22 protein-coding genes and 2 tRNA genes are annotated in these 24,666 nt (G+C 66.8%); 7 read left to right on the top strand and 17 right to left on the bottom strand.

Features of this window, described 5'->3' with window-relative positions:
- Positions 1-94 precede the first annotated feature (94 nt).
- Together AC5RT3_RS00945 and AC5RT3_RS00940 are read right to left on the bottom strand one after the other, a co-directional pair.
- The gene (locus AC5RT3_RS00945; RefSeq protein ID WP_494123285.1) at positions 95-1,036 is read right to left on the bottom strand and encodes an aldo/keto reductase; all 942 of its coding nucleotides are present in this window, start codon (positions 1,034-1,036) and stop codon (positions 95-97) included.
- A gap of 46 nt (positions 1,037-1,082) precedes the next feature.
- The gene (locus AC5RT3_RS00940; protein ID WP_494123284.1) at positions 1,083-2,795 is read right to left on the bottom strand and encodes a glycoside hydrolase family 13 protein; all 1,713 of its coding nucleotides are present in this window, start codon (positions 2,793-2,795) and stop codon (positions 1,083-1,085) included.
- 227 nt (positions 2,796-3,022) lie between these two features.
- On the opposite strand from AC5RT3_RS00940, the gene AC5RT3_RS00935 reads away from it, so the two are divergent.
- Positions 3,023-4,225, top strand: a complete 1,203-nt coding sequence (locus AC5RT3_RS00935; protein WP_494123283.1) for an ROK family transcriptional regulator — start codon at positions 3,023-3,025, stop codon at positions 4,223-4,225.
- Here AC5RT3_RS00935 and AC5RT3_RS00930 read toward each other — a convergent pair.
- The 4 genes from AC5RT3_RS00930 to AC5RT3_RS00915 form a co-directional block, all read right to left on the bottom strand.
- Entirely contained in the window at positions 4,222-4,875 is a 654-nt protein-coding gene (locus AC5RT3_RS00930; protein WP_494123282.1) for an SDR family oxidoreductase, read from the bottom strand. The genes AC5RT3_RS00935 and AC5RT3_RS00930 overlap by 4 nt on opposite strands.
- 16 nt (positions 4,876-4,891) lie before the next feature.
- A complete protein-coding gene (locus AC5RT3_RS00925; protein ID WP_494123281.1) occupies positions 4,892-5,449 on the bottom strand; it encodes a dihydrofolate reductase family protein in 558 nt (185 codons plus the stop codon).
- 60 nt (positions 5,450-5,509) lie between these two features.
- A complete protein-coding gene (gene yidC, locus AC5RT3_RS00920; protein ID WP_494123280.1) occupies positions 5,510-6,301 on the bottom strand; it encodes a membrane protein insertase YidC in 792 nt (263 codons plus the stop codon).
- A gap of 126 nt (positions 6,302-6,427) precedes the next feature.
- Positions 6,428-7,750: a YjiH family protein gene (locus AC5RT3_RS00915; RefSeq protein WP_494123279.1), complete on the bottom strand. Its 1,323-nt coding sequence runs from the start codon at positions 7,748-7,750 to the stop codon at positions 6,428-6,430.
- A 148-nt stretch (positions 7,751-7,898) separates the two neighbouring features.
- Here AC5RT3_RS00915 and AC5RT3_RS00910 point away from each other — a divergent pair, with 148 nt between their 5' ends.
- Positions 7,899-8,696: an IclR family transcriptional regulator gene (locus tag AC5RT3_RS00910; RefSeq protein WP_494051040.1), complete on the top strand. Its 798-nt coding sequence runs from the start codon at positions 7,899-7,901 to the stop codon at positions 8,694-8,696.
- A gap of 62 nt (positions 8,697-8,758) precedes the next feature.
- Here the strand turns inward: AC5RT3_RS00910 and AC5RT3_RS00905 are convergent.
- From AC5RT3_RS00905 to AC5RT3_RS00890, 4 genes are all read right to left on the bottom strand, one after another.
- Positions 8,759-8,832: transfer RNA gene (locus AC5RT3_RS00905), tRNA-Met, on the bottom strand.
- 60 nt (positions 8,833-8,892) lie between these two features.
- Positions 8,893-8,964 (bottom strand) — tRNA-Thr (locus AC5RT3_RS00900).
- 365 nt (positions 8,965-9,329) lie between these two features.
- The gene (locus AC5RT3_RS00895; protein WP_494051041.1) at positions 9,330-11,414 is read right to left on the bottom strand and encodes a DEAD/DEAH box helicase; all 2,085 of its coding nucleotides are present in this window, start codon (positions 11,412-11,414) and stop codon (positions 9,330-9,332) included.
- 407 nt (positions 11,415-11,821) lie between these two features.
- Complete coding sequence (locus tag AC5RT3_RS00890) at positions 11,822-12,478, bottom strand: MOSC domain-containing protein (RefSeq protein WP_494051042.1); 657 nt, start codon at positions 12,476-12,478, stop codon at positions 11,822-11,824.
- Positions 12,479-12,637: 159 nt separating this feature from the next.
- Here AC5RT3_RS00890 and AC5RT3_RS00885 point away from each other — a divergent pair, with 159 nt between their 5' ends.
- From AC5RT3_RS00885 to AC5RT3_RS00870, 4 genes are read left to right on the top strand one after another with little or no spacing between them, the layout of a single operon-like run.
- Positions 12,638-13,246, top strand: coding sequence for a Tat pathway signal protein (locus tag AC5RT3_RS00885; protein WP_494051043.1), 609 nt, complete (start codon positions 12,638-12,640; stop codon positions 13,244-13,246).
- A 2-nt stretch (positions 13,247-13,248) separates the two neighbouring features.
- Positions 13,249-14,460: a glutathionylspermidine synthase family protein gene (locus tag AC5RT3_RS00880; protein ID WP_494051044.1), complete on the top strand. Its 1,212-nt coding sequence runs from the start codon at positions 13,249-13,251 to the stop codon at positions 14,458-14,460.
- 13 nt (positions 14,461-14,473) lie between these two features.
- A complete protein-coding gene (locus tag AC5RT3_RS00875; protein WP_494051045.1) occupies positions 14,474-15,997 on the top strand; it encodes an APC family permease in 1,524 nt (507 codons plus the stop codon).
- Positions 15,998-16,005: 8 nt separating this feature from the next.
- Positions 16,006-17,202, top strand: a complete 1,197-nt coding sequence (locus AC5RT3_RS00870) for an acyl-CoA dehydrogenase family protein (RefSeq protein ID WP_494051046.1) — start codon at positions 16,006-16,008, stop codon at positions 17,200-17,202.
- Between the two features lie 42 nt (positions 17,203-17,244).
- Here the strand turns inward: AC5RT3_RS00870 and AC5RT3_RS00865 are convergent, their stop codons facing one another.
- Genes AC5RT3_RS00865 through AC5RT3_RS00835 form a run of 7 tightly spaced genes read right to left on the bottom strand, consistent with a single transcriptional unit; the run spans position 17,245 to position 23,377 of the window.
- The gene (locus AC5RT3_RS00865; RefSeq protein WP_494051047.1) at positions 17,245-18,015 is read right to left on the bottom strand and encodes an SDR family oxidoreductase; all 771 of its coding nucleotides are present in this window, start codon (positions 18,013-18,015) and stop codon (positions 17,245-17,247) included.
- A 25-nt stretch (positions 18,016-18,040) separates the two neighbouring features.
- Entirely contained in the window at positions 18,041-19,387 is a 1,347-nt protein-coding gene (locus tag AC5RT3_RS00860; RefSeq protein ID WP_494123278.1) for an MFS transporter, read from the bottom strand.
- Positions 19,384-19,893, bottom strand: coding sequence for a winged helix-turn-helix transcriptional regulator (locus tag AC5RT3_RS00855; protein ID WP_494051049.1), 510 nt, complete (start codon positions 19,891-19,893; stop codon positions 19,384-19,386). The genes AC5RT3_RS00860 and AC5RT3_RS00855 overlap by 4 nt, the downstream gene beginning before the upstream one ends.
- Before the next feature lie 46 nt (positions 19,894-19,939).
- Positions 19,940-21,103 (bottom strand): cystathionine gamma-synthase, encoded by a 1,164-nt coding sequence (locus tag AC5RT3_RS00850; protein ID WP_494051050.1) that lies wholly within the window; start codon positions 21,101-21,103, stop codon positions 19,940-19,942.
- 9 nt (positions 21,104-21,112) lie between these two features.
- A complete protein-coding gene (locus AC5RT3_RS00845) occupies positions 21,113-22,498 on the bottom strand; it encodes a cystathionine beta-synthase (RefSeq protein ID WP_494051051.1) in 1,386 nt (461 codons plus the stop codon).
- A gap of 34 nt (positions 22,499-22,532) precedes the next feature.
- Positions 22,533-22,910: a DUF1304 family protein gene (locus AC5RT3_RS00840; protein ID WP_494010338.1), complete on the bottom strand. Its 378-nt coding sequence runs from the start codon at positions 22,908-22,910 to the stop codon at positions 22,533-22,535.
- A gap of 29 nt (positions 22,911-22,939) precedes the next feature.
- Positions 22,940-23,377, bottom strand: coding sequence for a VOC family protein (locus AC5RT3_RS00835; RefSeq protein ID WP_494051052.1), 438 nt, complete (start codon positions 23,375-23,377; stop codon positions 22,940-22,942).
- A 170-nt stretch (positions 23,378-23,547) separates the two neighbouring features.
- On the opposite strand from AC5RT3_RS00835, the gene AC5RT3_RS00830 reads away from it, so the two are divergent.
- Positions 23,548-24,555, top strand: a complete 1,008-nt coding sequence (locus AC5RT3_RS00830; RefSeq protein ID WP_494051053.1) for a DNA-3-methyladenine glycosylase family protein — start codon at positions 23,548-23,550, stop codon at positions 24,553-24,555.
- Positions 24,556-24,666: the final 111 nt, after the last annotated feature.

Raw genomic sequence — 24,666 nt, 5'->3', positions numbered from 1 at the left:
ACTAAACGGGATGTGACCCCGCCGGGTGGAAAAGACGCAGCAGCACGGGCCGTTCCGGCGGCCGGAACGGCCTGTGCTGCTGCGCAACTGGTGGTCAGGGGATGTTGCTGCCACGCGCGGTCACCCAGAGCCGGTACCAGTCGGCGCGGGACATGGCGGCGGCGGCCTTCGCGGCGTCGGAACAGGCGCGGATGCGGCCTGGGTTGACCGTGCCGATCACCGGTGCGATGCCGGCCGGGTGCTTCATCAGCCAGCCGAGCAGGACCGCCTCACCGGACGTCCCGTACTCCCCCGCCAGCTGCGCCACGAGCTCCGCGGTGGAAGCGTCCGCGGACGTGGGGCTTTCCGGTTCCGCGCCGGTGTAGACGCCCCGGGCCAGGGAACCGTAGGCCTGCAGGGTGATGGAGTGGCGGGTGCAGTACTCCACGGTGCCGTGCGGAAAGCTGTAGTCCAGGTGTTCCGGATGGTTCACCAGCACCTGGCTTTCCAGCCAGGCCCGCTTCAACAGGCTCATCTCCAGCTGGTTGGCCACCACGGGCGTTTCCAGCCGGTCCTGCAGCACCTCGATCTGCGCCCCGGACATGTTGGACACGCCCAGCTGCCGGACCTTGCCTTCCGCCATCAGCTGCCCGACGGCGGACGCCACCTCTGCGGGGTCTGCCAGCGGGTCCGGGCGGTGCAGCAGGAGGATGTCCACGTAGTCGGTGCGCAGCCGTTTCAGGCTCCCGTCGACCCGTTCCAGAATGGCTTCCCGGCTCAGGTCGTAATGCGTCTGCAGGCCGCGTTCGTTCAGCCTGATCCCGCATTTGGTCTGCAGCCGGATCCGGTCCCGCAGGCCCGGCGTTCCGGCCAGCACCTCGCCGAAGACGGCCTCGGACTTGCCGCTTCGGTAGATGTCCGCGTGGTCGAACAGGGTGATGCCGGCGTCCAGGGCTGCCTGGACGGCGGCAGCGGCCTCGTCCACATGGGCACTGCCATGCGGCTCGTCGGACCAGCTGCCGCCCAATCCCATGCAGCCGTAGATGAGCTCCTGCATCAGGGCTGTTTCTGCAAGGCCTGCCGGCCTGTGCCGGGTGCGGGCATCAGCGCAGCCATGCGGTGGTGTTGGCGGGCAGCTTGCCGTCTTCCAGCGGCCCGCTGCTGAGCAGCACCTCCCCCGCGGGAAGCTCGACGGCGGTGCCGCCGAAGTTGGTGACGGACTGCCATCCGTTGGGGCGGCGGAAGTGCAGGACCTCAGGGTTGCCGGTCTCCACCCACTCGAGTTCCTCGTCCGTCTGCAGCTCACGGCGCAGCTTCAGGGCCGCACGGTACAGCTCCAGGGTGGAACCTTGCGTGCCGTCCTGGGCTTCCACGGCGTACTTGCTGAACCAGTCCGGCTGCGGCAGGTGTGAGCCACCCTCACCGAAGCCGAAGGACGTTCCCTCCACTTTCCACGGCAGGGGCACGCGGCAGCCGTCACGGCCGATCTCCACGCCCTTGTTGCGGAAGAAGGACGGGTCCTGGCGCTCGGATTCGGGAATCTCTGACACTTCCTGGAGCCCCAGTTCCTCACCCTGGTACAGGTAGGCGGAACCCGGGACGGCCAGCATCAGCAGCGTGGCGGCGCGGGCGCGGCGTTCACCGAGTTCCACGTCCAGCTGGTCCTTGGGACCGCCGGCGAGGAGCCAGTCCTTGCCGTCCTGGCCCTTGCTGCCCGCTTTGCCCTTGGACACCTGGGGCAGTCCGTAGCGGGTGGCGTGCCGGACCACGTCATGGTTGGAGAACACCCAGGTGGAGGACGCTTTGGTGGCGGCTGCCTCGGCCAGGTTGCGGGTGATGATCTCCTTGTACTCGGCGGCGTCGAAATCGGCCTGCAGCAGGTCGAAGTTGAAAGCCTGGCCCAGGCCCTGCGGGCTGGCGTACCGGGCGCGCCGGGTGGCGTGCACCCAGGCCTCGGCGACGGCGGTCCGCGGCGGGTTGTACTCGTTGAACACCTCGCGCCATTCGGCGTAGATCTCGTGCACTTCGTCGCGGTCCCAGAACGGGTGCGTGCCGTCGTCGAACCCGTCAACGCCGGTGTTGGCCGCGCTCAGTTCCAGCTTGGACAGCAGCGGTTCGGTGAGGTCCTTGGTGAGGGCGTGAGCCACGTCCACGCGGAAGCCGTCCACGCCGCGGTCGGACCAGAAGCGGAGGGTCTTGAGGAAGTCGTCGCGGACTTCCCGGTTGGACCAGTTCAGGTCCGGCTGCTCCTTCGCAAAGATGTGCATGTACCACTGGCCGGGAGTGCCGTCCGGTTCTGTGATGCGCTCCCAGGCGGGGCCACCGAACACCGAGTCCCAGTCCGACGGCGGGAACTCGCCGTTGGGGCCCTTCCCGTCACGGAAGATGTACCGATCGCGGGCGGGTGAACCCTTGGGCGCGGCCAGAGCCTCCTTGAACCATTCGTGCCTGTCGGAGGAGTGGTTGGGGACGATGTCCGCGATCAGCTTGATCCCGGCGCCGTGCAGGGCCTTGGCCATCTCGTCAAAGTCCGCCAGCGTGCCCAGCTTGGGGTCCACGTCGCGGTAGTCATCCACGTCGTAGCCGCCGTCGGCGAGTGCCGAGGGGTAGAAGGGGCTCAGCCACACGGCGTCGATGCCCAGCGCCTTCAGGTACGGAACCTTCGCGGTGATGCCCTTCAGGTCGCCGATGCCATCGCCGTTGGAGTCGGCGAAGCTGCGCGGATAGATCTGGTAGACCGCTGCCTGGCGCCACCAGTTCGGATCAGCGAGGCGGTCGGAGTCGGAGAGGGTTGCCAGCGTGGCGGTGGTGGACAAAGGGATCTTCCTTTTCTGTGCGTTGGGTTATGGCTGGTCAAGGTCTTTTGGGTCTACTTGGCGGCCCCGCGCATTTACTTCGGACAGTACCCACCGTCGCGCCAGGATGTAAACCACCAGTATGGGTGCCATTGCAAACGAGGCCCCCAATCGGAACATTTTTATATTGAATCTAAATTTAGTACCCCAAGTATTATGGAGGGCAACGCACAGAGAGGTCAACACCCATGACGGAACCCACGCCGGCCACACCCCAGCTGCTCCGTCGCGTCAGCGCAGGAGCAGTCCTGGAATTCCTGCGCGCATCCCAGGCGGTGACCGTCACCGAGGTCATGGAGGCCACCGGCCTGACCCGGGCCACCGCCATCTCCGTCTGCGAGGATCTGATGACGCGGGGCTGGATCCGGGAGCTGGAGAACCAGCGCGCCTTTGGCGGATACCAGAAGGGCCGCCCCGCCCGCCGGTTCGAGCTTAACGAGCGCGCGGGCTACGTCCTGGGCATGGATGTGGGTGTCTCCAAGGCCACGGTGGTGGTCGCCGATCTCCGCGGCAGGATGCTGGGCAGGGCTACCCAGGCGTTTTCCCGGGCGGACATCCCAGCCGAAGAACGCGTCGCCGTCGTCGACCGGGCCGCCCTGCTGGCGCTGGAGGGCAGCGGCGCCTCCCCGGATGCAGTCCTTGCCGTGTGCGCCGGCATCGCCGCGCCGGTGGACCGCCACGGGGACGTCCTGGTGAAGCAGCACTTCTGGGAACTGTTCGACGTCGGCCTGAAGACAGCGCTGCTGGAGATGCGGGGCTGGACTGTACTGCTGGAAAACGACGCCAACCTGGCCGCACTTGGGGACCGCTGGCAGGGAGCGGCAGCCGGAGTGGACGACGTGGTGGTGATCCTGGCCAGCGAACGCCTGGGTGCCGGCATCATCGACAACGGGCGGCTGCTGCACGGGCGCGACGGGGGCGCCGGCGAACTTGCCTTCCTGGAGTGGGTGGAAGGCGTTGGCGACACCTACGGTATCGCCTTCCTCGCCCGGAACTGGGCCGCGGAGGCGCTCGCAGGCAAAGCCGGGACAGCGCTGCGGAAGTACGCAGCGGGCGGCGTCGAGGCGGAACAGGTGTTCGCCGCGGCCGCTGCCGGCGACGCCGTCGCCCGGCAGATCCTCGACCGCCTCGCCGACCGGATGGCACGGGTAGTGGGCGCCGTCGCCACGCTGCTGAACCCGGAGCTCGTGGTGATCGGCGGGGCCGTGGCCAATTCGGCGGACATGCTGCTTGAGGCCATTACCGAACGCCTGGTGCAGTTCACCGCCACTCCCCCGCGGGTGGCCGTCTCACCCTTGGGCGACTCCATGGTCACGGTCGGCGCCGTACGCCGGGCCCTCGACTACGTGGAGCAGAACTCCCTGGACCTGGAGCTCACGGCCGCCGGCTAGGAAGAACCCAGGGCGGCGGCAACCGGAAGCGAGCCGTCGCGGAACTCGATGGTCCGGCCGGCCGTTTCCGGCATCTCAATCACGGCTGCGGCCACGCTGGCAGTGTTGTCACGGGACGTTGCCGCGCTGCCGTCCCGGGGCGGGTCCACGTCGATGCGGCCGGTGCCCGGATTGTCCGTCAGCGACCCCGGTCCCAGGATGGTCCATGCCAGCCCCGTGCCACGCAGGTAGTCGTCAGCTGCCGCCTTTGCCTCCGCGTAGGGGAAGAAGCTGTTGGTTTCGGGCACTCCGTGGTCCTTGCCTGCCCCCAGGTAGGAGACCATGACGTACCGGTCCACCCCGGCGTGGGCTGCGGCCTCCATGGAGCGGATGGCCGCGTCCCGGTCCACGGCATAGGTGCGCGCCGGGTTGCCGCCGCCGGCACCGGCGGACCAGACCACCACGTCATGGCCCTGCAGCGCCTCGGCGAGTTCCGCCGTCGTCGCATGTTCCACGTCCAGGACCGACGGCGTTGCTCCCGTCTGCGCCACATCCGCGGCGTGGTCCGGGTTGCGGATGAACGAGGTGACGCTGTGCCCCTCGTCCGTGAGGAGGGCTGACAGGCGGAGGGCCACTTTGCCGTGGCCGCCGATGATTGCGATTCGGGTCATGGACCCATTCTGCCCCTCAAGCTAGGCAGCGGTAGCGCAAATAGACCACGCCGTTGCGGAACCGCCGCTCATCCAGGAGTTCGAGCCTTGTCTCCAGTCCGTCGGGGAAGAAGCCCAGGCCGCCGCCTACGGCAATGGGGTTCAGGAAGAGCTGGCATTCGTCCACCAGTCCGGCTTCGAGCGCCCGGGCAGCCAGGGTGGGGCCGCCGATGCCGATATTGCGGTCGGTGTTCGCTTTCAGGGCGCGGACGGCGTCGGGGCTGAATGCCCGTTCCACCCGGGTCCGCGCCGCGGACACCCCGACCAGGGAGGTGGAGTAGACAATCTTGTCTGCCCCCTGCCAGATGCGTGCGTAGTCCTGGATTACCGGCGGGTCACCGGCGGTGCCCATTGTTTCCCAGACGGACATGACCTCGTAGATCCTGCGGCCGAGCAGGTACGTCCCGACGTCGCGCTCGAGGTCGTTCACAAAGGCGTGGACCTCCTCGTCGGGTGCGCTCCAGTCGAACCTGCCGTTCCGGTCCGCGACGTAGCCGTCCAAGGAGGTGATGCCGGAATAGATCAGCTGGGCCATGGAGTCATTCTGCCCGTGAATTCCGTCCCAAGACAGGAGTCTGGCGGTCCGGGCGCCTCCTCACGCTTTGCGCGTCACCAGGTACTGCTGTACCAGGGTCCAGAGGTTGGAGACAGTCCAGTAGATGAGGACACCAATGGGGAAGATGATCCCGCCGGCTCCGAAGATCACCGGCAGGATGTAGAGGAGGATTTTTTGCTGGCGGAGCAAGGGATTCTCCGGGTCCTGGCCGGCCAGGCTGCGTGCCATGACGAGTTTCTGGGTGACGAACTGGCAGGCCGTCATGGCCAGGATCATGGCGACGGCGAGGATGGCCACTGCGGCCTGGTTACCGCCTCCGCCGTGCAGCAGGGACGCGGACAACGATGCGCCGAAAATGCTGGAGGCGTCAAACTGGGCGGCCTGGGCGGAGTTCAGGGTTCCGATGCCCTCATCCCTGGCCGCCGCGCCGGAAATGCCGGAGAGGACCTGGAACAGGGCCAGGAAGAACGGCGCCTGGATCAACAGGGGAAGGCAGGCAGAAAACGGATTGGTGCCGTGCTTCTTGTAGAGGGCCATCTGTTCCTGGGCCATGGCCTGCCGGGACAGCTGGTCAGTTTTGCCCCGGTATTTTTCCTGGAGCTCCTTCAGGTCCGGCTGCAGGAGCCGCATACGGCGCTGGGCCCGGACCTGCGCAAGGAACACGGGGATCAGGGCCGCGCGGATGACCAGTACCAGCCCGATGATGGACAGTGTCCACGTCCAGCCGCTCCCCTCCGGCATTCCGATGGCGGTCAGGCCGCCGTGGAACGCCAGCATGATGACGGAAACGAGCCACCGGAAGGGTTCCATCACCTCATTGAAAAAGTCCACCACAGTCCCCCGTCCGCCGCCTGCTGCAAAACTACGGCGAAACGGGGAAGTTGTCACGGATGGGAAGCGGGGCCGGCGAGGGTCACCGGCCCCAACCGAAGCTGCGGATGGAGCCGGGACCGTGCTCTAGGACGGAAACAGCAGGAACGCTATGGGGGTCACAAGGATCAGCGTCAGAGCGACCCGCTGGAACCAGATAACAACCAGCTTCCAGACCGGGATGGGAATATCCGTAGCCATGATGCAGGGAACCAGGGCGGAGAAGAAGATGATCCCGGACACGGACACAACGCCTACCACGAACTTGACCACTGGGACCGCCTCCGCCGCAAGGAGAGCGGGAAGGAACATTTCTGCAACACCAACGGCGCTGGCCTTTGCTACGAGCATGGGTTCGGGCAGCTGCAGCGCCCAGGTAAAGGGATAGAAGAGGAAGCCCAGCCAGTCGAAGACCGGGGTGTAGGTCGCAAGGATCAGCCCCAGCAGGCCAATGGAAAGGATGGAGGGGAGGATAGCCATCGCCATCAGCAGGCCATCCCTGACGTTGGTCCATACGTTGACCGCGAGCGAAGGTGCTGCTTCCACAGTTTGGCGGGCTTCACGCCAGGCGACCGAGAGGCGGCGTCCGGAAACGTCCTCTTCAGGCTGCGGTACGGCTTCGGGGTGGTATTCGTCCGGGATGCTGTTCAATGGCCAGATCCGGACCGTGATGGCCGTAACCGCGAATGTGACCAGGAAGGTGATCCAGAAGTAGGCAGTCCACTGGCCCATCAGGTCCAGGGTCTTGGCCACAATAACCATAAAGGTGGCGGAAACAGTGGAGAATCCTGTGGCAATGATGGCAGACTCACGGGCCGTGTACTTGCCCTCTTTGTAGACCCGGTTGGTGATCAGGAGGCCAAGCGAATAGCTGCCCACGAAGGATGCAACCGCATCGATCGCGGACCTCCCCGGCGTCCGCCAGATCGGACGCATCACGCGCTGGACGAGGACACCAATGAACTCCAGCAGGCCATAGCTGACCAGCAGGGCAAGGAACACGGCACCGATGGGGACAAGGAGCCCAACGGGGATTACCAGCTTTTCAAACAGGAACGGCCCCATGCCGGGTTCAAACAGCCACGCCGGCCCCACCCGGAAGACCATCATGAAACCCACCACCATCCCCACCACTTTCAGTAGCGAGAAAACCACCTCCACCGCAGACCTCTTCCACGTTCCGGCAACGAACGGGTAACCGGCGCCCGCAACGATCACGGCCAGGGCATAGAAGGGCAAAACCGGGCCGATGCTCGCCTGGAGAAAGGAGACGATGTGGTCCAGCATGATCGTGTTTTTTCCTGCTATCGTAACCGGCACAAAAAACATGAATGCACCTATGCCGCTGTACACGAATAGCTTCCAGATGTGGCGTGATGCAGTGCGTGGGGCCTCAGAAGTGATGGCCATGGGTCTGTCTCCTGACATTCTTGCCGGCCCGTACCGGCGCGGCATTTTCTTGAATAGAACCATCGCACCGTGAATCCAGGACAAGGACAATGGAATCCACGGCATAGCAGTCCCATATATGAGATTCAGGTCACGGGTGGTGTTTTAAATGGGTGAACCAGAGAGTTCTCTGCGATCGCTCCGGATCCTCAGCTACCTCGCAACGCAGGCAAACCCTGTTCCTGCCGCCAGGATCGCCGAGGCTGTTGGCTCACCAAGGTCCTCCACCTTCCGGCTTCTCCGCGGAATGCAGACGTTGGGCTACGTAGCCCACATCCCTGAGGAGCAGGCCTACGCCTTGGGTGTCGCGGCCCTGGAAATCGGCCAGGCCTTTGCGATCCAGGCCCCGTTGGCAAGGTACGGCCGTCCCGTCCTGGCCCGTTTAGTTGCCAGTGTTGGTGAAACGGCACACCTGGCGGTCCTTCATGGCCACGAAACGCTCTACATCCATGAACAGACCGCTCCCCTGCGGGCGCCGCTAGTCACCGCGAAGGACGTCCGCCTGCCGGCGCACCTGACGGCGTCGGGAAGGGCGATTCTCGCCAGCCTCGGTCATGACCAGCTGAGGGCGCTGTTCCCGTCTAATTTTGCCTTTATCCAACGGACCGGCCGGGGCCCGGGGACCTACGCCGAGCTGGCCCAGCAGCTGGCTGCTGTCCGCAGGCAGGGGTTCGCGCGCGAGTTTGGGGAGGTGACTGAAGGGTTGACGTCCGTAGCCAAAGCTGTCCGCGACAGGAGCGGGCGGGTAGTGGCTTCAATTGCCGTGACCCACACTTACGACACACAAGCAGCCCCAGCTCCGCCCGCCATAGAAGGCACACAGGAGGACCTAATCCTGGCTGCCCTGGAACGCGCGGCTGTGGAGCTCAGCCGCAGGCTAGGGTGGGATCCGGATCGCAGGGGGTGAGGACTTTCTCAGCAGGCAACAAAAAGCCCCCGGAATCTCGGGGATTCCGGGGGCTTGTCCTGTAGCGGTGGGGAGGCTCGATCTCCCGACCTCACGATTATGAGTCGTGCGCTCTAACCAACTGAGCTACACCGCCACGAATGAGAAAAACCTGTGTCAAGCCGGTCAAACCGCCTTGACACAGGCCCTCATTCAGAGCCCCCCACCGGAATCGATCCGGTGACCTCGTTCTTACCAAGAACGCGCTCTACCACTGAGCTAGGGGGGCAACGAGTAAATACTCTACCGGAAGATTCAGCTCCCAACAAATCGGCACAAGGCGGCCCCGGCAAGCTGTGAAACACTTGCTTTTCGCCGCCTCCCTAGCCCCGGTTTCTGCGCCATTACTGGGGTTACGGGCACCATCCAGAGGCGAAACAGGCAGGGTCACACTGGCCGCGGCGCCACAGCTGAATGGAAAATGTGGCAAGCCCCACACCTCTGGAGTTATTGGGCAGATATGGCGACTTGGACGGCCCTGAAGTCGCCATATCTGGACAAAAACGCCAGGAGGTTAAATGCCGATGGGCCGGCTCGAAAGCCGGCCCATCGCCGTCGTCAATTACCCGGGGTGGCAATCACTCAACGGAGGGTTTACCACTTGCCCTTGCGGTTGTAGTCCCGGTGTCCGCCGTCGTTGCCGTGGCGGGGCTTGCGGGAGCCATCACCGTGGCCGCCGAAGCGGGAGTCGCCGGCCTGTCCGCGGTCGCTGAAGCTGCGCTCCGAGCGCTCGCTGTAGGAGCGGCCGCCGCGGTCAGCAGAGGACCGCTCGCCGTCGTTCTTCCGGAACTCCTTCTTGAACCCCCCGCTGCCCTTGAAGTTCCCGCCGCGCTCGCCGCCACGGTTGCCCTGGTAGGCGCCGCGTTCCCCGGAGGGCTTGCGGCCGTTGTCCAGCTCGAGGTGGATCAGCTCGCCGCCGATCCGGGTGCGCGACAGGGCGCGCAACTGCTCGGCGCTCAGGTCCGCCGGAAGCTCCACCAGGGAGTGGTCCGACCGGATGTCGATGCCGCCGATCTGCGAGGACGAGATGCCGCCCTCGTTGGCGATGGCACCCACGATGGAGCCGGGCATGACGCGCTGGCGGCGCCCCACCGCGATCCGGTAGGTGGCGTTGCCCTCGGTCAGGGCGCGGGTGGGTCCACGGGAGCCGAAGCCGTCCTTGGAGCGCTCACGCTTCTGGAACTCGGGAGCTGCCGGCAGTTCCTTCACCAGCAGCGGCTGTCCACCCTGCGCCATCACGGCAAGGGCGGCAGCGATCTCCGAGGCCGGAACGTTGTGCTCTTCCTCGTAGGACGCAATGAGGTCGCGGAATGGAGCCACATCCTCGGAGGCGAGGGTCTCCGTGATGCGCTCGGCGAACTTGCCCAGGCGCAGCGTGTTCACGGTCTCGGCCGTGGGGAGGTGCATCTGTTCCACCGGCTGGCGGGTTGCCTTTTCGATGGAACGCAGCAGGTACTTCTCGCGCGGCGTCATGAACAGGATGGCGTCACCGGAACGTCCTGCACGGCCGGTGCGGCCGATGCGGTGGACGTAGGACTCGGTGTCGTGCGGGATGTCGTAGTTGATGACGTGGCTGATGCGCTCCACGTCCAGGCCGCGGGCCGCGACGTCGGTGGCCACCAGGATGTCGATGCGGCCTTCCTTCAGTGCGTCCACAGTGCGTTCGCGCTGCTGCTGCGGGATGTCACCGTTGATGGCGGCGGCCTGGAAGCCGCGGGACTTCAGCTTGTCGGCGAGGTCCTCGGTGGCCATCTTGGTGCGCACGAAGGCGATGACGCCGTCGAACTCTTCAACCTCGAGGATGCGGGTCATCGCATCGAGCTTGTGCGGGCCCATGACCTGCAGGTACCGCTGGCGGGTGTTGGCGCCGGTGGTGGTCTTGGACTTGACCGAAATCTCGGCGGGGTCGTTCAGGTACTGCTTGGACATCCGGCGGATCTGGCTAGGCATGGTTGCCGAGAACAGCGCCACCTGTCGCTCCGACGGGGTCTGCTGGAAGATCTGCTCCACGTCCTCGGCGAAGCCCATCCGCAGCATCTCGTCAGCTTCGTCCAGCACCAGGTACTGGAGTTCGGACAGGTCCAGGGAACCCTTCGAGATGTGGTCGATCACGCGGCCGGGGGTACCAACGACAACCTGGGCACCACGGCGCAGGCCGGCGAGCTGGGGTCCGTAGGCGGAGCCGCCGTAGACGGGGAGGACGGTGAAGTCGTCGATGTGCTTGGCGTAGGAGGTGAAGGCCTCGGCAACCTGGAGCGCCAGCTCACGGGTCGGGGCGAGCACCAGGGCCTGGGTCTTGCGGGACGGGCCGTTCAGGTCATGCAGTTCGGCCAGGCGGGACAGGGCCGGCACTGCGAATGCTGCAGTCTTGCCGGTGCCGGTCTGTGCCAGGCCTACCACGTCGCGGCCTTCGAGCAGCAGCGGGATGGTGGCTGCCTGGATGGGTGACGGCTTCTCGTAGCCGACATCCTGCAGGGCGGCGAGGACGCGGCCGTCGATGCCGAGGTCGGCGAACTTGACGCCGTCTTCTTCGGTTTCCTGGGCCTTGCCCGCGGGAGCAGCTTCGGCTGCGGAGTCAGTGGCAGCGGGCTCTGCTGCGGGGACAGCGGCCTCAGTGAATTCGACGGCGACGGTTTCGGAAGTCGCGGCGTCGATGGTTTCGTTCTGGTTTTCGGGCATAGGGAAATATTCCTCATCCATAGGGGGCCAGGCGGCACTACCCAGGGTGAGCGGAGCCGCAGTACATGTGCCGTGGATGCCGGGCAAACATTGACCGGCCGGTCACAGAAGTCCGGCGCTTTCGCAATCCCGTGGCAGGACTTCGCGCTGCATCTCTTGGCTGCTATCCCAGCAGTCTGTACAGCGTTTTCTTCAGCCGGCTCTCCCTATGAAACTGCCCGCATCACAGTTGCGGGCCCCAACACTTGCCAGTCCTGCCTCAAAAATTGGGCAGGAATAAGGGATTTCCGGAGTGGGGGATGTTTCAAGTGTAAGGCACCGGGGCCGCGTCCCCTAAATCAGGGGCCCGACGGCGGCGGTGAGCTTGGGCACATCCGGCACCTCCGCCGTCGGAATTCCCTTGCGTATCAGCCGCGCAGCTGCCGCTGCAGGGCCTCGAATTTATTGTTGAATTCGGGCTGCTGCAGCCGGATTTCGCCGTCGGCGTCCGCGTCCTTGAGCGCCTCCATCAGCTCAACACTGGGCTCGCTGAACCACTGCCCCACCGTGATGCCGTGTGTTGGAACGTAGGTCCGGTGGATGTGGTCTCCGGCCTGGATGCTGCCGGTCCTGATGACCCTCAGGTATGCCCCCACGCGCCCCTCTTCCGTGAAGCGCTTGACCCACTGGCGCTCCCCCAGCCGCCGCTGGAAGGTGGCACAGGGTGTCCGCGGCGAGGTGACCTCAAGTTCGACGTCGAGCCCGATCTTCCAGCGCTCCCCGATAATGGCGGACGTGGCGTCTATCCCGGCCACCCGGAGGTTCTCGCCGAACGAGCCCGGCGGCAGGTCCTGCTGCAGCTGTGCGGCCCAGTAGTCGGCGTCGGCCTGCGAGTACGCGTAAATGGCCTGGTCCGGGCCGCCGTGGTGGACCCGGTTCGCCTGGATGTCGCCCTGCAGGCCCAGCCGGTGCACCTTGACCGGCCCCTCCACCGGGCGCTTGTCGATGGCGGTCACTCCCACGCTCGAGGCATCCGGAAGCAACTGGTGAACACGGCAGACGGCCAGCAGGCACGCGGTTTCCATGGCTCCAGTGTAGGGTCACGCTCCGCGCGCGGAAGAGATGGGCAGCTCTCCCCTGCGGCGTGCTCGCCGCCGGGGCCGGCAGGGACTACGCTGATTCGAGGATTGCATTTGGGGGTGCAGCGCTGTGCCCAATTCACGTGGATAACTGAGGGGGACGCCGTGGACCCAGACAAGCAGGACCCGAACAAGCCGGATCCGAAGCGCCAGCCCACCGGCGGCGCCCAACCGGCCGGGGACAGTCCGAAGCCACCCCCCTGGCAGGTACCCAAGCCTGAACTCCGCCCCGAACTGCTCAATGAACCCGTCACCCCGGTGGATCCGTTCGCCCGTGACCGGGAGAGGCAGTTGAACGAGGCGGCCGCCCACAAGAAGCGATCCCAGCGGCGCACCATCGTCGTCGGCCTGGGCGTGACAGCGCTGCTCGCGGGTACCATCACCGCCGTTGTGGCCAGCAACCAGGATGAGCCCGAATACGCGCAGGTGTGCTTCAACGACGAAACCGGCGAGCGCGTGGAAGACCGCAACTGCGACAGCTCCGCCGGGCGGGCCGGCGGCGTATACGCCTGGTACTTCTTTTCCCGCGGCGCCTATGTCCCGCCGCTGGGGCAGAACCGGTCCACCGCCCCCAACTACACCAAGAACGTTCCCAGCGGCGCGAAGGCCTCCACCGGATACAGCACCCAGGGCGGAACCGTCAGCCGCGGCGGCTTCGGTACCAGCGCCAAAAGCGGGACCAGCGGCGGCGGCGGCAAGGTTTCGGGGGGCTGAACGTGAAGCGGCTGCTGAGCGAACCCCGCCCCGACTGGAAGCAGAAGATCGAGGAACAGGGCCTGGTCTTTTCCACCACCACCATGGATGACGGCCGGAAGATCGAGTACTGGAACGAATCCGCCTACTACGAGTTCAGCATGGACGAGGTGGAAACCCTCGAGGAGACCGCCGAGGAAATGCACCGGATGTGCCTGGAGGCGGCCAAGTTCCTTGCCACCGGGGCCATGGGCACCATCGGGATCGGACCGCAGGCGCTGGAACTGGCCGCCGAATCCCTGCAGGCCGGCGACGTGGACGTCTACGGCCGCTTCGACTTCATCTATGACGGGCAGGGCGGCCCGGCCAAGATGCTCGAATACAACGCCGATACCCCCACAGGCCTGATCGAGGCAGCCGTGGCCCAGTGGTTCTGGCTGCAGGACGTCTTCCCGGGGAGGGACCAGTGGAACGGGATCCACGAGGCACTGATCCGGCAGTGGAAGAAGTTACAGTACCGCACCGGCATGAGCACCCTGCACGTGGCCCACTCCGAGGTGGAGGAGTCCGGCGAGGACTGGATGACCGCCGCCTACATGCGGGACGTGGCCGGCCAGGCCGGGTGGACCACCATCGGGATCAACATGTCCGATATCGGCTGGGACCCCAACCTCAACCGCTTCGTGGACCTGGACAACTTCATGATCAGCACCATCTTCAAGCTCTACCCCTGGGAGCTGATGATGAAGGAACCGTTCGGTCCCCGCCTCCTGGAACGCGCGCACAACCCGCGCTGGGTGGAGCCGGCATGGAAGATGCTGCTCTCCAACAAGGCCCTCCTCGCCGCCCTCTGGCACCTGTACCCGGAGCATCCCAACCTGCTCCCGGCATACCTTGACGGGCCGGGGCCGCTGAAGGAATGGGTGGCCAAGCCGCTCCATGGCCGTGAAGGCGACAACATCCGGATCCATGCCGACGGCGTCAGCCTGGAACAGCCCGGCGGGTACGGCCGCGAGGGCTGGTGCTACCAGCAGTACCACCAGCTGCCCGACTTCGACGGCAACCACCCGGTCCTTGGCCTATGGGTGGTGGACGGCGAGTCCGTGGGCTGCGGCATCCGCGAATCGGACGGCCCCGTCACGGACTACTTCTGCCGCTTCGTGCCCAACACCATCGACGCGCCGGCGCCGCTCTCGGCCGCGGCCTCCTCCAGCAAAGCAGGTATCGCATTATGAATCCGGTGACAGCATGAGCACAGACATGACGACGGCGGGAGGCCCGGCAGGCGGGCCCGGCGCCCCGGTCCCGGCCAAGGGCCTCCGCGCCGGGATCCTCGACCTTGGCGACTCCGTGATGCTCGGCCTGGCCTCGACGGCGCCGGTGTACTCGCTGGCGGCAACACTCGGACTGATTGTGGCGGTGAACGGGAACTACACTCCCCTGATCCTGCTGTTGGGTTTCATCCCGGTCCTGTTCATCGCCTACGCCTTCCGCGAGCTGAACAGCGCCATCCCGGACTGCGGCACCACGTTCACCTGGTCCCGCCGCGCCTTCGGCCCCTGGGCGGGCTGGCTGGGAGGCTGGGGCGTGGCACTCGCCGGCATCGTGGTCCTGGCCAACCTGGCCCAGGTGGCCGGCCAGTACCTGTGGTTGCTGGCCGGCGACGGCTCACTGGCGGAAAACAAGGTGCTGGTCACCGCCACCGGGGTGCTGTTCATCGCCGTGATGACCCTGGTCAACTACCGCGGCATCCGGCTGGGCGAACACGTCCAGCGGGTACTGACCTATGTGCAGTACATCGCGCTCGGCATCTTTGCGCTGGCGATCATTGTCCGGATTGTCGGGGGCCCGCCCGAGGGCCAGGCGTTCGATTTCGAGTGGTTCAATCCGGTGGGCGCCTTCACCGATCCCGGGGCCGTGGTCCACGGCGCGCTCCTGGCCCTGTTCATCTACTGGGGTTGGGACACCTGCCTGGCGGTGAACGAGGAAACCGAAAACCCGAGAACCACGCCGGGCCGCGGCGCTGTGATCTCCGCGTTCGTCCTGGTGGCGATCTATGTGTCTGTCGCCCTGCTGGTGATGATGTACGCCACCGTGGGCAGCGAGGGCATCGGCCTGGGGAACGAGGCAAACCAGGACGACGTGTTCGTGGCCATGAAGGACGTGGTGCTCGGGCCTTGGGGTTGGCTGATCGTCGTCGCGGTCCTGGCCTCGGTGCTGTCCTCCACGCAGACCACCATCCTGCCCACCGCCCGCGGCACACTGTCCATGGGCGTCCATGGAGCCCTGCCGGCAAAGTTCGGCGAGGTGCACCCGCGGAACCAGACCCCGGGGTTCTCCACCCAGGTGATGGGTGCGGCGGCGATCGCCTATTACGTGGCCATGAGCTTCCTCAGCGAGAACCTGCTCTCGGACTCCATCAGCGCTATCAGTCTGTTCATCGCCTTCTACTACGCCCTCACCGGGTTCGCCTGCTTCTGGTACTTCCGGGGCACCCTGCGGACGTCGGCCCGCAACCTGTGGTTCCGCGGCATCCTGCCCCTGGCCGGCGCGCTGCTCCTGACCGCCGCGTTCTTCATCTCCGCGGTGCAGATGTGGGACCCCGCCTATGGCGACACCGAGATCTTCGGCGTCGGCGGCGCGTTCATCAGCGGCGTGGTGCTGCTCGCGCTTGGCGTGGTCCTGGCTGTGGTGTGCCGCTTCCTGCCCTCGACCCGCGGCTACTTCATTGGCAATCCCGCGGCCGTGGCCACCGCACGGAACCAGGCGTAGGCCCTCCGATGAGCGACGCTGCAGAGGTGCCGGGCCCCGATCCCTCGGATGTGCTGGCCCTCGACAGGCTCCTGTCCGCGGACGAGCTTGCCCTTCGCCAGCGGATCCGGGACTTCACCGACCAGCGGATCAGGCCGGGCATCGCCGCCTGGTATGACGCGGCGGTGTTCCCGCTGGAGCTTGCCCCCGAACTCGGCGAGCTGGGCGTCCTGGGGATGCACCTGGAAGGCTATGGCTGCCCCGGCCGCTCCGCCGTCGAGTATGGCCTGGCGGCGATGGAGCTGGAGGCCGGCGATTCCGGGATCCGAACGTTCGTGTCGGTGCAGGGGTCCCTCGCGATGACAGCCATCCACAAGTGGGGCTCCGAGGAACAGAAACAGGAATGGCTGCCCCGGATGGCTGCCGGCGAAGTGATCGGGTGCTTCGCCTTGACCGAGCCGGCAGCGGGCTCGGATCCGTCGTCCATGACCACCTACGCCCGCCGTGACCGCACCGGCGAGCAGGCGGGCTGGGTGCTGGACGGTGCGAAGCGCTGGATCGGACTGGCCTCGGTGGCGGACGTCATGGTGGTGTGGGCCATGACGGACGACGGCGTCCGCGGTTTCCTGGTGCCTGCCGGCACCCCGGGCGTGACGGCCACGCCCATCACGCAGAAATTGTCCATGCGGGCCTCCATCCAGTGCGATGTGGTGTTCGACGGTGTCAGGCTGGGACCGGAGGCCCTCCTGCCGGCTGCGCGTGGTCTGCGCGCTCCCCTCACCTGCCTGAATGAGGCGCGGTACGGCATCGCCTGGGGCGCGATGGGGGCTGCCCGGGATTCGTACCAGGCGGCCCTGACATACTCGCAGGAGCGGCTCCAGTTCGGAAAGCCGCTGGCCGGGTACCAGCTCACGCAGGAGAAGCTGGTGAACATGCTGGTGGAGATCCAGAAGGGCACCATGCTGGCCCTGCATCTGGGCCGGCTCAAGGATGCCGGGACGCTGAAGCCCGAGCAGGTCTCGCTGGGAAAACTGAACAACGTCCGGGAGGCCCTGGCCATCGCCCGCGAAGCCCGCTCCGTGCTGGGCGGCAACGGCATCACTCTGGATTACCCACCGCTGCGGCACGCCGCGAACCTGGAGTCCGTCCGCACCTACGAGGGCACCGACGAAGTCCACACCCTCATCCTCGGCCAGCACATTACCGGCCTCGGCGCCTTCCGCTGACCAATCCCCCCAACTGGGAAGGGAAAAAGGCGGGCCGGGCGCTCAGGCCGAGAAGCCGCCGTCGGCCTTGATGAGCTGGCCGGACACCCAGCGGCCGGCGGGCGAGAGCAGGAAGGCCACCGTCCCCGCGACGTCCGCGGGTGTCCCGAGCCGGCCGGTGGGCTGGCGCTGGAGAACCTCCTCCCGGATGGCGTCATCCATCCAGCCCGTATCCACCGGCCCGGGGTTGAGGACATTCGCCGAGATGTACCGGGGGCCCAGCTCGCGGGCGGCGGCAATGACGATCCGGTCCAGCGCCCCCTTCGAGGCGCCGTAGGGCAGGTTGAAGGCTGTGTGGTCACTGGTCAGCGCAACGATCGCGCCGCCGTCGTCCGTTGCCTGCCGGGCGAACGCGGCAATCAGCTGCCAGCTGGCCCGGGTGTTGACGGCGAAATGCCGCTCGAAGGATTCCAGGCTGGTGTCCAGGATTCCGGAGTCAACGGACTCCGCGTGGCTGAGCACGAGCCCCTGCAAAGGGCCCGCCAGCTGCGCGGCCTCGGCCACGAGCCGGTCCGGCACGCCCGGATCCTGCAGGTCGGCGGACAGGACGTGGACGCGAGCGCCGATGGCCTCAAGCTCCGCGGTCAGGCGGACGACGTCCTCGGGCTCACTCCCCCACGGCATCCGCTCGTCGTAGTCCTGCCAATAGGACAGGACCAGGTCCCAGCCGTCGGCGGCGAGCTGCCGGGCGATGCCGGCGCCAATCGAGGCCAGCCGGCCGGCACCCGTGACCAGGGCAGTGCTGTGCGCGGCGCCTTGCTGTGGGGTCTCCATACAGCCAGCCTAATGGGCGGCCCTGCTAGGCGGCCGCGGACGGTGCCGCGTCCCGCGCCCCGCTGTGCCGGCGGATGGTCGCGCTGATGACCGCGGCAACGGTGCACATGGCGGCAGCCCCCAGCCAGGCGTACGTGTAGTGGCCGGTGGCATCGCGCACCGCGCCGGCGGCGAGGGCTGCAGCGGCCGCGCCCAGCTGGTGCGCCGCAAACACCCAGCCGAACACCACGCTGCCGTCGGCGCCGAAGGTTTCCCGGCAGATGGCGGCCGTGGGCGGAACAGTGGCCACCCAGTCCAGGCCGTAGATCACCACGAACACGATCATGCTCGGCTGCACCTCGGCGCTCAGGAGCAGGGGCAGCACCAGCAGGCCGATGCCCCGGAACTGGTAGTAGACGGCCAGCAGGATGCGCGGGTTGAAGCGGTCAGTGAGCCACCCGGAGGCGATGGTCCCCACGATGTCGAAGATGCCGACGACGGCGAGCAGGCCCGCGGCGGTGGTTTCCGGCATGCCGTGGTCATGGGCGGAGGGGATGAAGTGGGTGCCGATGAGCCCGTTGGTGGTGGCACCGCAGATGGCGAAGCCGGCCACGAGTGCCCAGAACGTCCTGACCCGGCTCGCCCGGCGGAGCACCTGGAGTGCCCGGATGGCGGCATTGGCCCGGGGGCCGGTGGCTGCAGCTTGGGCAGTGGTGCCGGGTTCCGCGCCGTATGGCAGGACCCCGACGTCGGCCGGGGAGTTTTTGAGGAACTTCAGCACTAGCGGGACCACCGCCAGGGCCCCGGCCGCGATCAGGAGCGAAGCCTGCCTCCAGCCGGGATCCTGCGCGAGCACGGCAATGAAGGGCAGGAAGACCAGCTGGCCCGCGGCGCTGCCGGCGGTCAGGATGCCGATGACCAGGCCCCGGCTCTTGACGAACCAGGTGTTGGCGATGGTGGCGGCGAACACCAGGGCCATCGACCCGGTGCCAAGCCCGATAAGCAGGCCCCAGGTCAGCAGGATCTGCCAGGACTGGCTGACGAGGACGGTCAGTGCACTGCCCATGCCAATCAGCACCAGGGCCAGTGCTGTGATCTTTCGGATCCCGAAGCGTTCCATCAGGGCGGCAGCAAACGGTGCGGTCAGGCCAAACAGGACCAGGTTGATGCTGACGGCCGCAGACAGCACCGTGGTGGACCAGCCGAATTCCTGCTGCAGCGGAACCATCAGCACGCCGGGGGCAGCCCGGAATCCTGCCGCCCCCACCAGGGCCAGGAACGCGACGGCGGCGACGATCCAAGCCGGGTGCAGCCGGCGCCGGGACGCCGGTGGCGGAACGGCTACCGCTTCCCGTTCATCAGGAACAGCGGCCTCATCGGGAAGGGTGCTCACGCGGCGGCTCCCGCACCGGACACAGCGGTGGAAAGTTTGATGGGGTGCTCGGACCTGGCCTCGCTGTGCCAGCTGGTGTTGGCGGCAGTCAGCCGCTCCCCGCAGGCGGTGCAGGTATCGGCGGATGTGGTGCGCTGGCCGCAGCCGGAGTGGATGACGTGCAGGTGGGCCTGCTCGGACGGAGCCGCAAGGTGCTTCTCCGACCATAGGGTCACCGCGTTCAGGACCGGCAGGACGTCCTCCCCCATGGAGGTGAGGACATACTCCTGGCGGGTCCGGCCGCCGTCGTCGTAGGCCCTTTTCTCCAGCAGTCCTGCCTGCACCAGGCCGGCCAGGCGCTTGGTGAGCACGGAGTCCGCCACGTTCAGGCGGGCACGGATGGCGTCAAAGCGGCCGTTGCCGAAGAAGAGTTCGCGGAGGATGAGGATGGTCCAGGGGTCGCCCAGGATATCCACGCCGCGGGCAATGCTGCAGTTGTGCCCGGACCAGTCGGATCGAAGTGCCATGCAAGGAGCCTAGCTGGCTTCCTTGAAGAAAGCCAGCTAACCGCAGCTACGGGATGGAGGTGAACGCCTGCTCCAGGTCCGCGATCAGGTCCTCCACGTCCTCGATGCCGCAGGAAAGCCGGAGCAGGTTCACCGGAACGGCCAGTTCGGTGCCCTTGACCGAGGCGTGGGTCATTTCGGAGGGGTAGTTCATCAGGGATTCGATTCCGCCGAGCGACTCCGCCAGCATGAACACCCTGGTGGACTCAGCCACCTTCCGGGCCGCCGCTTCGCCGCCCTTGAACTGGACGGATACCATGCCGCCGAAGCTGCGCATCTGCCGCTTTGCCAGCTCATGGCCCGGGTGCGTGGGCAGGCCCGGGTACAGGACGGCCTCCACCTCGGGGCGTTCCAGCAGCCACTCGGCAACGGCCTGGCCATTGACACTGTGCCGGTCCATCCGCACGCCCAGGGTCTTCAGGCCGCGCGTGGTGAGGAAGGCATCCATGGGCCCGGACACCGCTCCAACGGCGAACTGGATGAAGCCGATCTTTTCGGCCAGCTCCGCGTCCTTGACGACGACGGCGCCGCCCACCACGTCCGAGTGCCCGCCGATGTACTTGGTGGTGGAATGGATCACGATGTCGGCGCCCAGGGCGAGCGGGGTCTGAAGGTAGGGGGACGCGAAGGTGTTGTCGACGACGAGGAGGGCGCCGGCGTCGTGCGCTATCCCGGCGAGCGCGGCGATGTCGGTGATCTTCATCAGCGGGTTGGAGGGCGTCTCCACCCACAGCAAACGGGTCTTGTTCGCGGCGACAGCCTGCCGGACGGTGTCCAGGTTGGCCATGTCCACGGGTGTGTTGCCGATTCCCCACTCACCCAGCACTCTGCTGATGAGACGGTAGGTCCCGCCATAGGCGTCATTGCCGAGCACGATGTGGTCCCCCGGGCGGGTCAGCGCCCGGATCAGCGCGTCCTCCGCGGCGAGGCCGGAGCCGAAGCTGTAGGCGTGGGTGCCGAGCTCCACCGCGGCCAGCTGCTCCTGCAGGGAGTCGCGGGTGGGATTGCCGCCGCGGCCGTACTCGTAGCCGTCCCGGAGTCCTCCGATGCCGTCCTGGGCATAGGTGGTGGCGAAGTGCACGGGCGGCACCACGGCACCGGTGCGGGGCTCGAAATCCTGCCCGGCGTGCACGGCGCGGGTGTTGAAACCTTGGTTTGCAGAGGCTGACATGGTGCTCCTTTAGTTGCTGAGGTAGGCCAGAAGGTCGTGGCGGGTCAGGATGCCGATCGGGGCGCCGACGAACGTGACCATGACGGTGTCCACGTCCGACAGCAGCTCGCGGGCGGCGCTGATGGTTTCCAGCGAGCCGATCACGGGCAGCTTGGGACCCATGTGTTCGGAGATTTTGTCCGTCAGCCTGGCTTCGCCGCGGAAGAGCTTGGCGGTCAGGCTGCGCTCGTCCACGGCGCCCAGGACCTCGCCCATGACCACGGGCGGCTCCTGTGACAGGACCGGGATGTGGCTGACACCGAACTCGTTCATGATGTTGATGACGTCGCGGACGGACTCGTTCGGGTGGATGTGCACCAGGTCCGGCAGCTCGCCGTTCTTGGACTTGATCACCTCGCCCACGGAGGTCTCCTCGCCGCCGGACAGGAAGCCGTAGGAGCGCATCCACTGGTCGTTGAAAATCTTGGCAAGGTAGCCGCGGCCCGAGTCGGGCAGGATCACGACGACGACCGCACTTTCCGGCAGGTCCCGCGCCGCCTGCAGCGCGGCCACCACGGCCATGCCCGAGGAGCCGCCCACCAGGAGGCCTTCCTCGCGGGCCAGGCGGCGGGTCATGGCGAAGGAATCGGCGTCGCTGACGGCGATCACCTGGTCCGGGACGGATTTGTCGTAGTTCGCCGGCCACATGTCCTCGCCCACGCCTTCGACGAAGTAAGGGCGTCCGGTGCCGCCCGAGTAGACCGAACCTTCCGGATCGGCGCCGATAATCCGGACCACGCCGCCGTCGGACTCCGGCCGGTTGGCCGAGACCTCCTTCAGGTAGCGGCCGGTGCCGGTGATGGTGCCGCCGGTGCCGGCGCCGATGACGCAGTGCGTGACCCTGCCGTCGGTGTCCCGCCAGATTTCCGGGCCGGTGGTCCGGTAGTGGCTCTCGGGGGCTGCAGGATTCGAGAACTGGTCCGGCTTGTACGCCCCGGGAGTTTCACGGACGATCCGGTCCGAGACGCCGTAGTAGCTCTGCGGGCTGTCCGGGGGCACGGCGGTGGGCGTCACCACCACCTCGGCGCCGTAGGCCTGGAGCACGGCGCGTTTGTCCTCGCCCACCTTGTCCGGCACCACGAACACGCACTTGTAGCCCTTCTGCTGGGCCACCAGCGCCAGGCCGACGCCGGTGTTTCCTGAGGTGGGTTCCACGATGGTCCCGCCGGGCTGGATCTTGCCGTCCCGCTCGGCGTCCTCCACCATCTGGGCGGCGATCCGGTCCTTGATGGATCCGCCTGGGTTCAGGTACTCCAGTTTCACCAGGACCGTGGCTTTGATGCCCTCAGTCACGTGGTTGAGTTTGATGAGCGGGGTATTGCCGATGAGGTCCAGGATGGACTGGGCGTACTTCATAGGTACAAAGCTACCGCTTCCTGCCCCGCCGGTTTCAGGCGGCAAACATCAGCAGGAGGATCACCGCCGGGAAGAGCGACTGTCCGATGCCGCTGACCCACAGCCGGGGTTCGCTGATGATCAGCACGATGCCCAGGATGAAGTGCGCGATGCACATCAAAGTAACCGTGGTGCGGCCCGCGGTGACCTCGCCAACGTTGGCGAGCACCACGCCGGCAATGCCGAACAGGCCCCAGACGATGTTGTAGAACCCGACGTTGACCGTCCAGAGCCGGACGGCAGCGGTGTCCTCCGGGTTGATCAGGAAGATTGGGTGGAGCCGCTGGTCCTTGTAGCGGAAGGCTTCCAGCAGTCCGACGGTGATCAGGACCAGCCCGGTAAGGACGGCCAGCACCTGCACGGGGATACTCATAGCTACGCTTTGCCCCGGCTGCCTGACGGCTAGGCGGGGGCGCCGTCCGCGGTGGCCCCGGTGTCCGCGGCCTGGCCTGCCTTGTCTGCCGGCAGGTTCTCCCAGAGGCCCATCACGTTGCCCTCGGTGTCCTTGAAGTAGGCGAAGGAGCCCATCCCGGGAATGGTTTCCTTGCCCTTGACCACGGCACCGCCCAGCGACTCCACTGTCTGCAGGGTGGCGTTGATGTCCGCCACGTCCACCGTGATCACCGGGGTCCTGAGGTCAGGATCCCTGGCGAACATGCCGCCATTGATGGCGCCGGGTTCCGTGGGCACGCCTGTTGATTCGTCCATCGGCGTGGTGACCACCATGTTGTAGTCCATGCCCGGGACGGGGTCAATCCGCCAGCCAAGGGCCTCCTGGTAGAACTTCCGGGCCCGTTCCTGGTCGTCCGCGGGGATTTCGAAATGCACTACTCCACCCACTTTTTCCTCCTGGTCTTTCGAGCTTCCGGCGCGGTGTTTTCCGCACCACACGCTGGAGTCTAGTCCTGGTACCAGTGCTGGTTAAGGGTCATTTTCCCGCCCCGGGGATGGCCACCGCGGGGCGGGCTGAAGGCAGGCGGATGTCGCAGGGGCGTGGGACGATTGGGGACATGACCATTACTGAGGCACCTCCCCGGCTGGCAGCCGCCGCGGACGCCTCACTCCGGTGGTATCCGGGCGGCCCGTACAACTTGGGCAGGACGCTGGGACCGCTCCTGCGCGGCAACAGCGATCCGTCCTTCAGTGTCCAGGGCGGTGTCATCTGGAACGCGTTCACGACGGCGGAGGGCCCCGTGACGCTCCGGTTGACCTCCGTGGAGGGCACGGAGGGCGGGCCCGGCGCGGGGATAGGGGTGGACCCCTTCGTGGATATCCAGGCTTGGGGTCCCGGTGCCGCCGCGGCCGTGAAGACTGCGCCCCGGCTCCTGGGCGCCGACGACGACTGGCGGGGTTTTGACGAGGCGGACTTTAGCGCAACCCTGCCCCGCATGGTCCGTGAAGCGCGGCGCCGGAGCCTGGGGCTGCGCCTTCCCGCCAGCGGCCGGATGGTGGACCAGCTGGTGCCCCTCATTCTGGAGCAGAAGGTGACGGTGATCGAGGCGCGGCGGGCGTACCGGTACCTGGTGCACCGTTATGGAACGCCGGCACCGGCGGCCGGCTCCTCCACACCTGCCGGGCTGGTGGTGGGACCCACCGCATCCCAGTGGCTGCAGGTTCCCAGCTGGGAGTGGCACAGGGCGGGTGTGGGGCCACAGCGTTCGGCGACTGTCATGCGCGCGCTGCGGTCCGCCGTCGCGCTTGAACGGCTGGCAGCCCTGCCGGCCGCCGAGGCAGGGACGAAGCTGCAGACCATCCCGGGCATCGGCATCTGGACTGCCGCCGAGGTGGTGCAGCGGACCCACGGATGCCCCGATTCCATCTCGGTGGGCGACTACCACCTGGCGGCGTACGTGGGTGCGGCGCTGACCGGCCGGCGCACCGACGACGCCGGGATGCTCCGGCTGCTGGAACCGTGGACGGGGCACCGGCAGCGCGTGGTCCGCATGATCCAAGCCAGCGGTTTCCGCAAGCCCACCTTCGGTCCGCGGATGACCATCCAGGACCACCGCCGGCACTGACCCGGAAACTGGGACTGCCTCCGGGGTAGAGGGCGTGGACTGGCAGGTCCGGCGGGTAAAGCGTGGCGCAAGGGACCCGTACCCGAGTGCCCGTTCGGCCCGCTGCTCAGT

The organism is Arthrobacter sp. Y3221159, from assembly GCF_059089885.1.
Note: the sequence above shows the minus strand (reverse complement) of the source record. Positions and strands in the feature narration are given on the sequence as shown.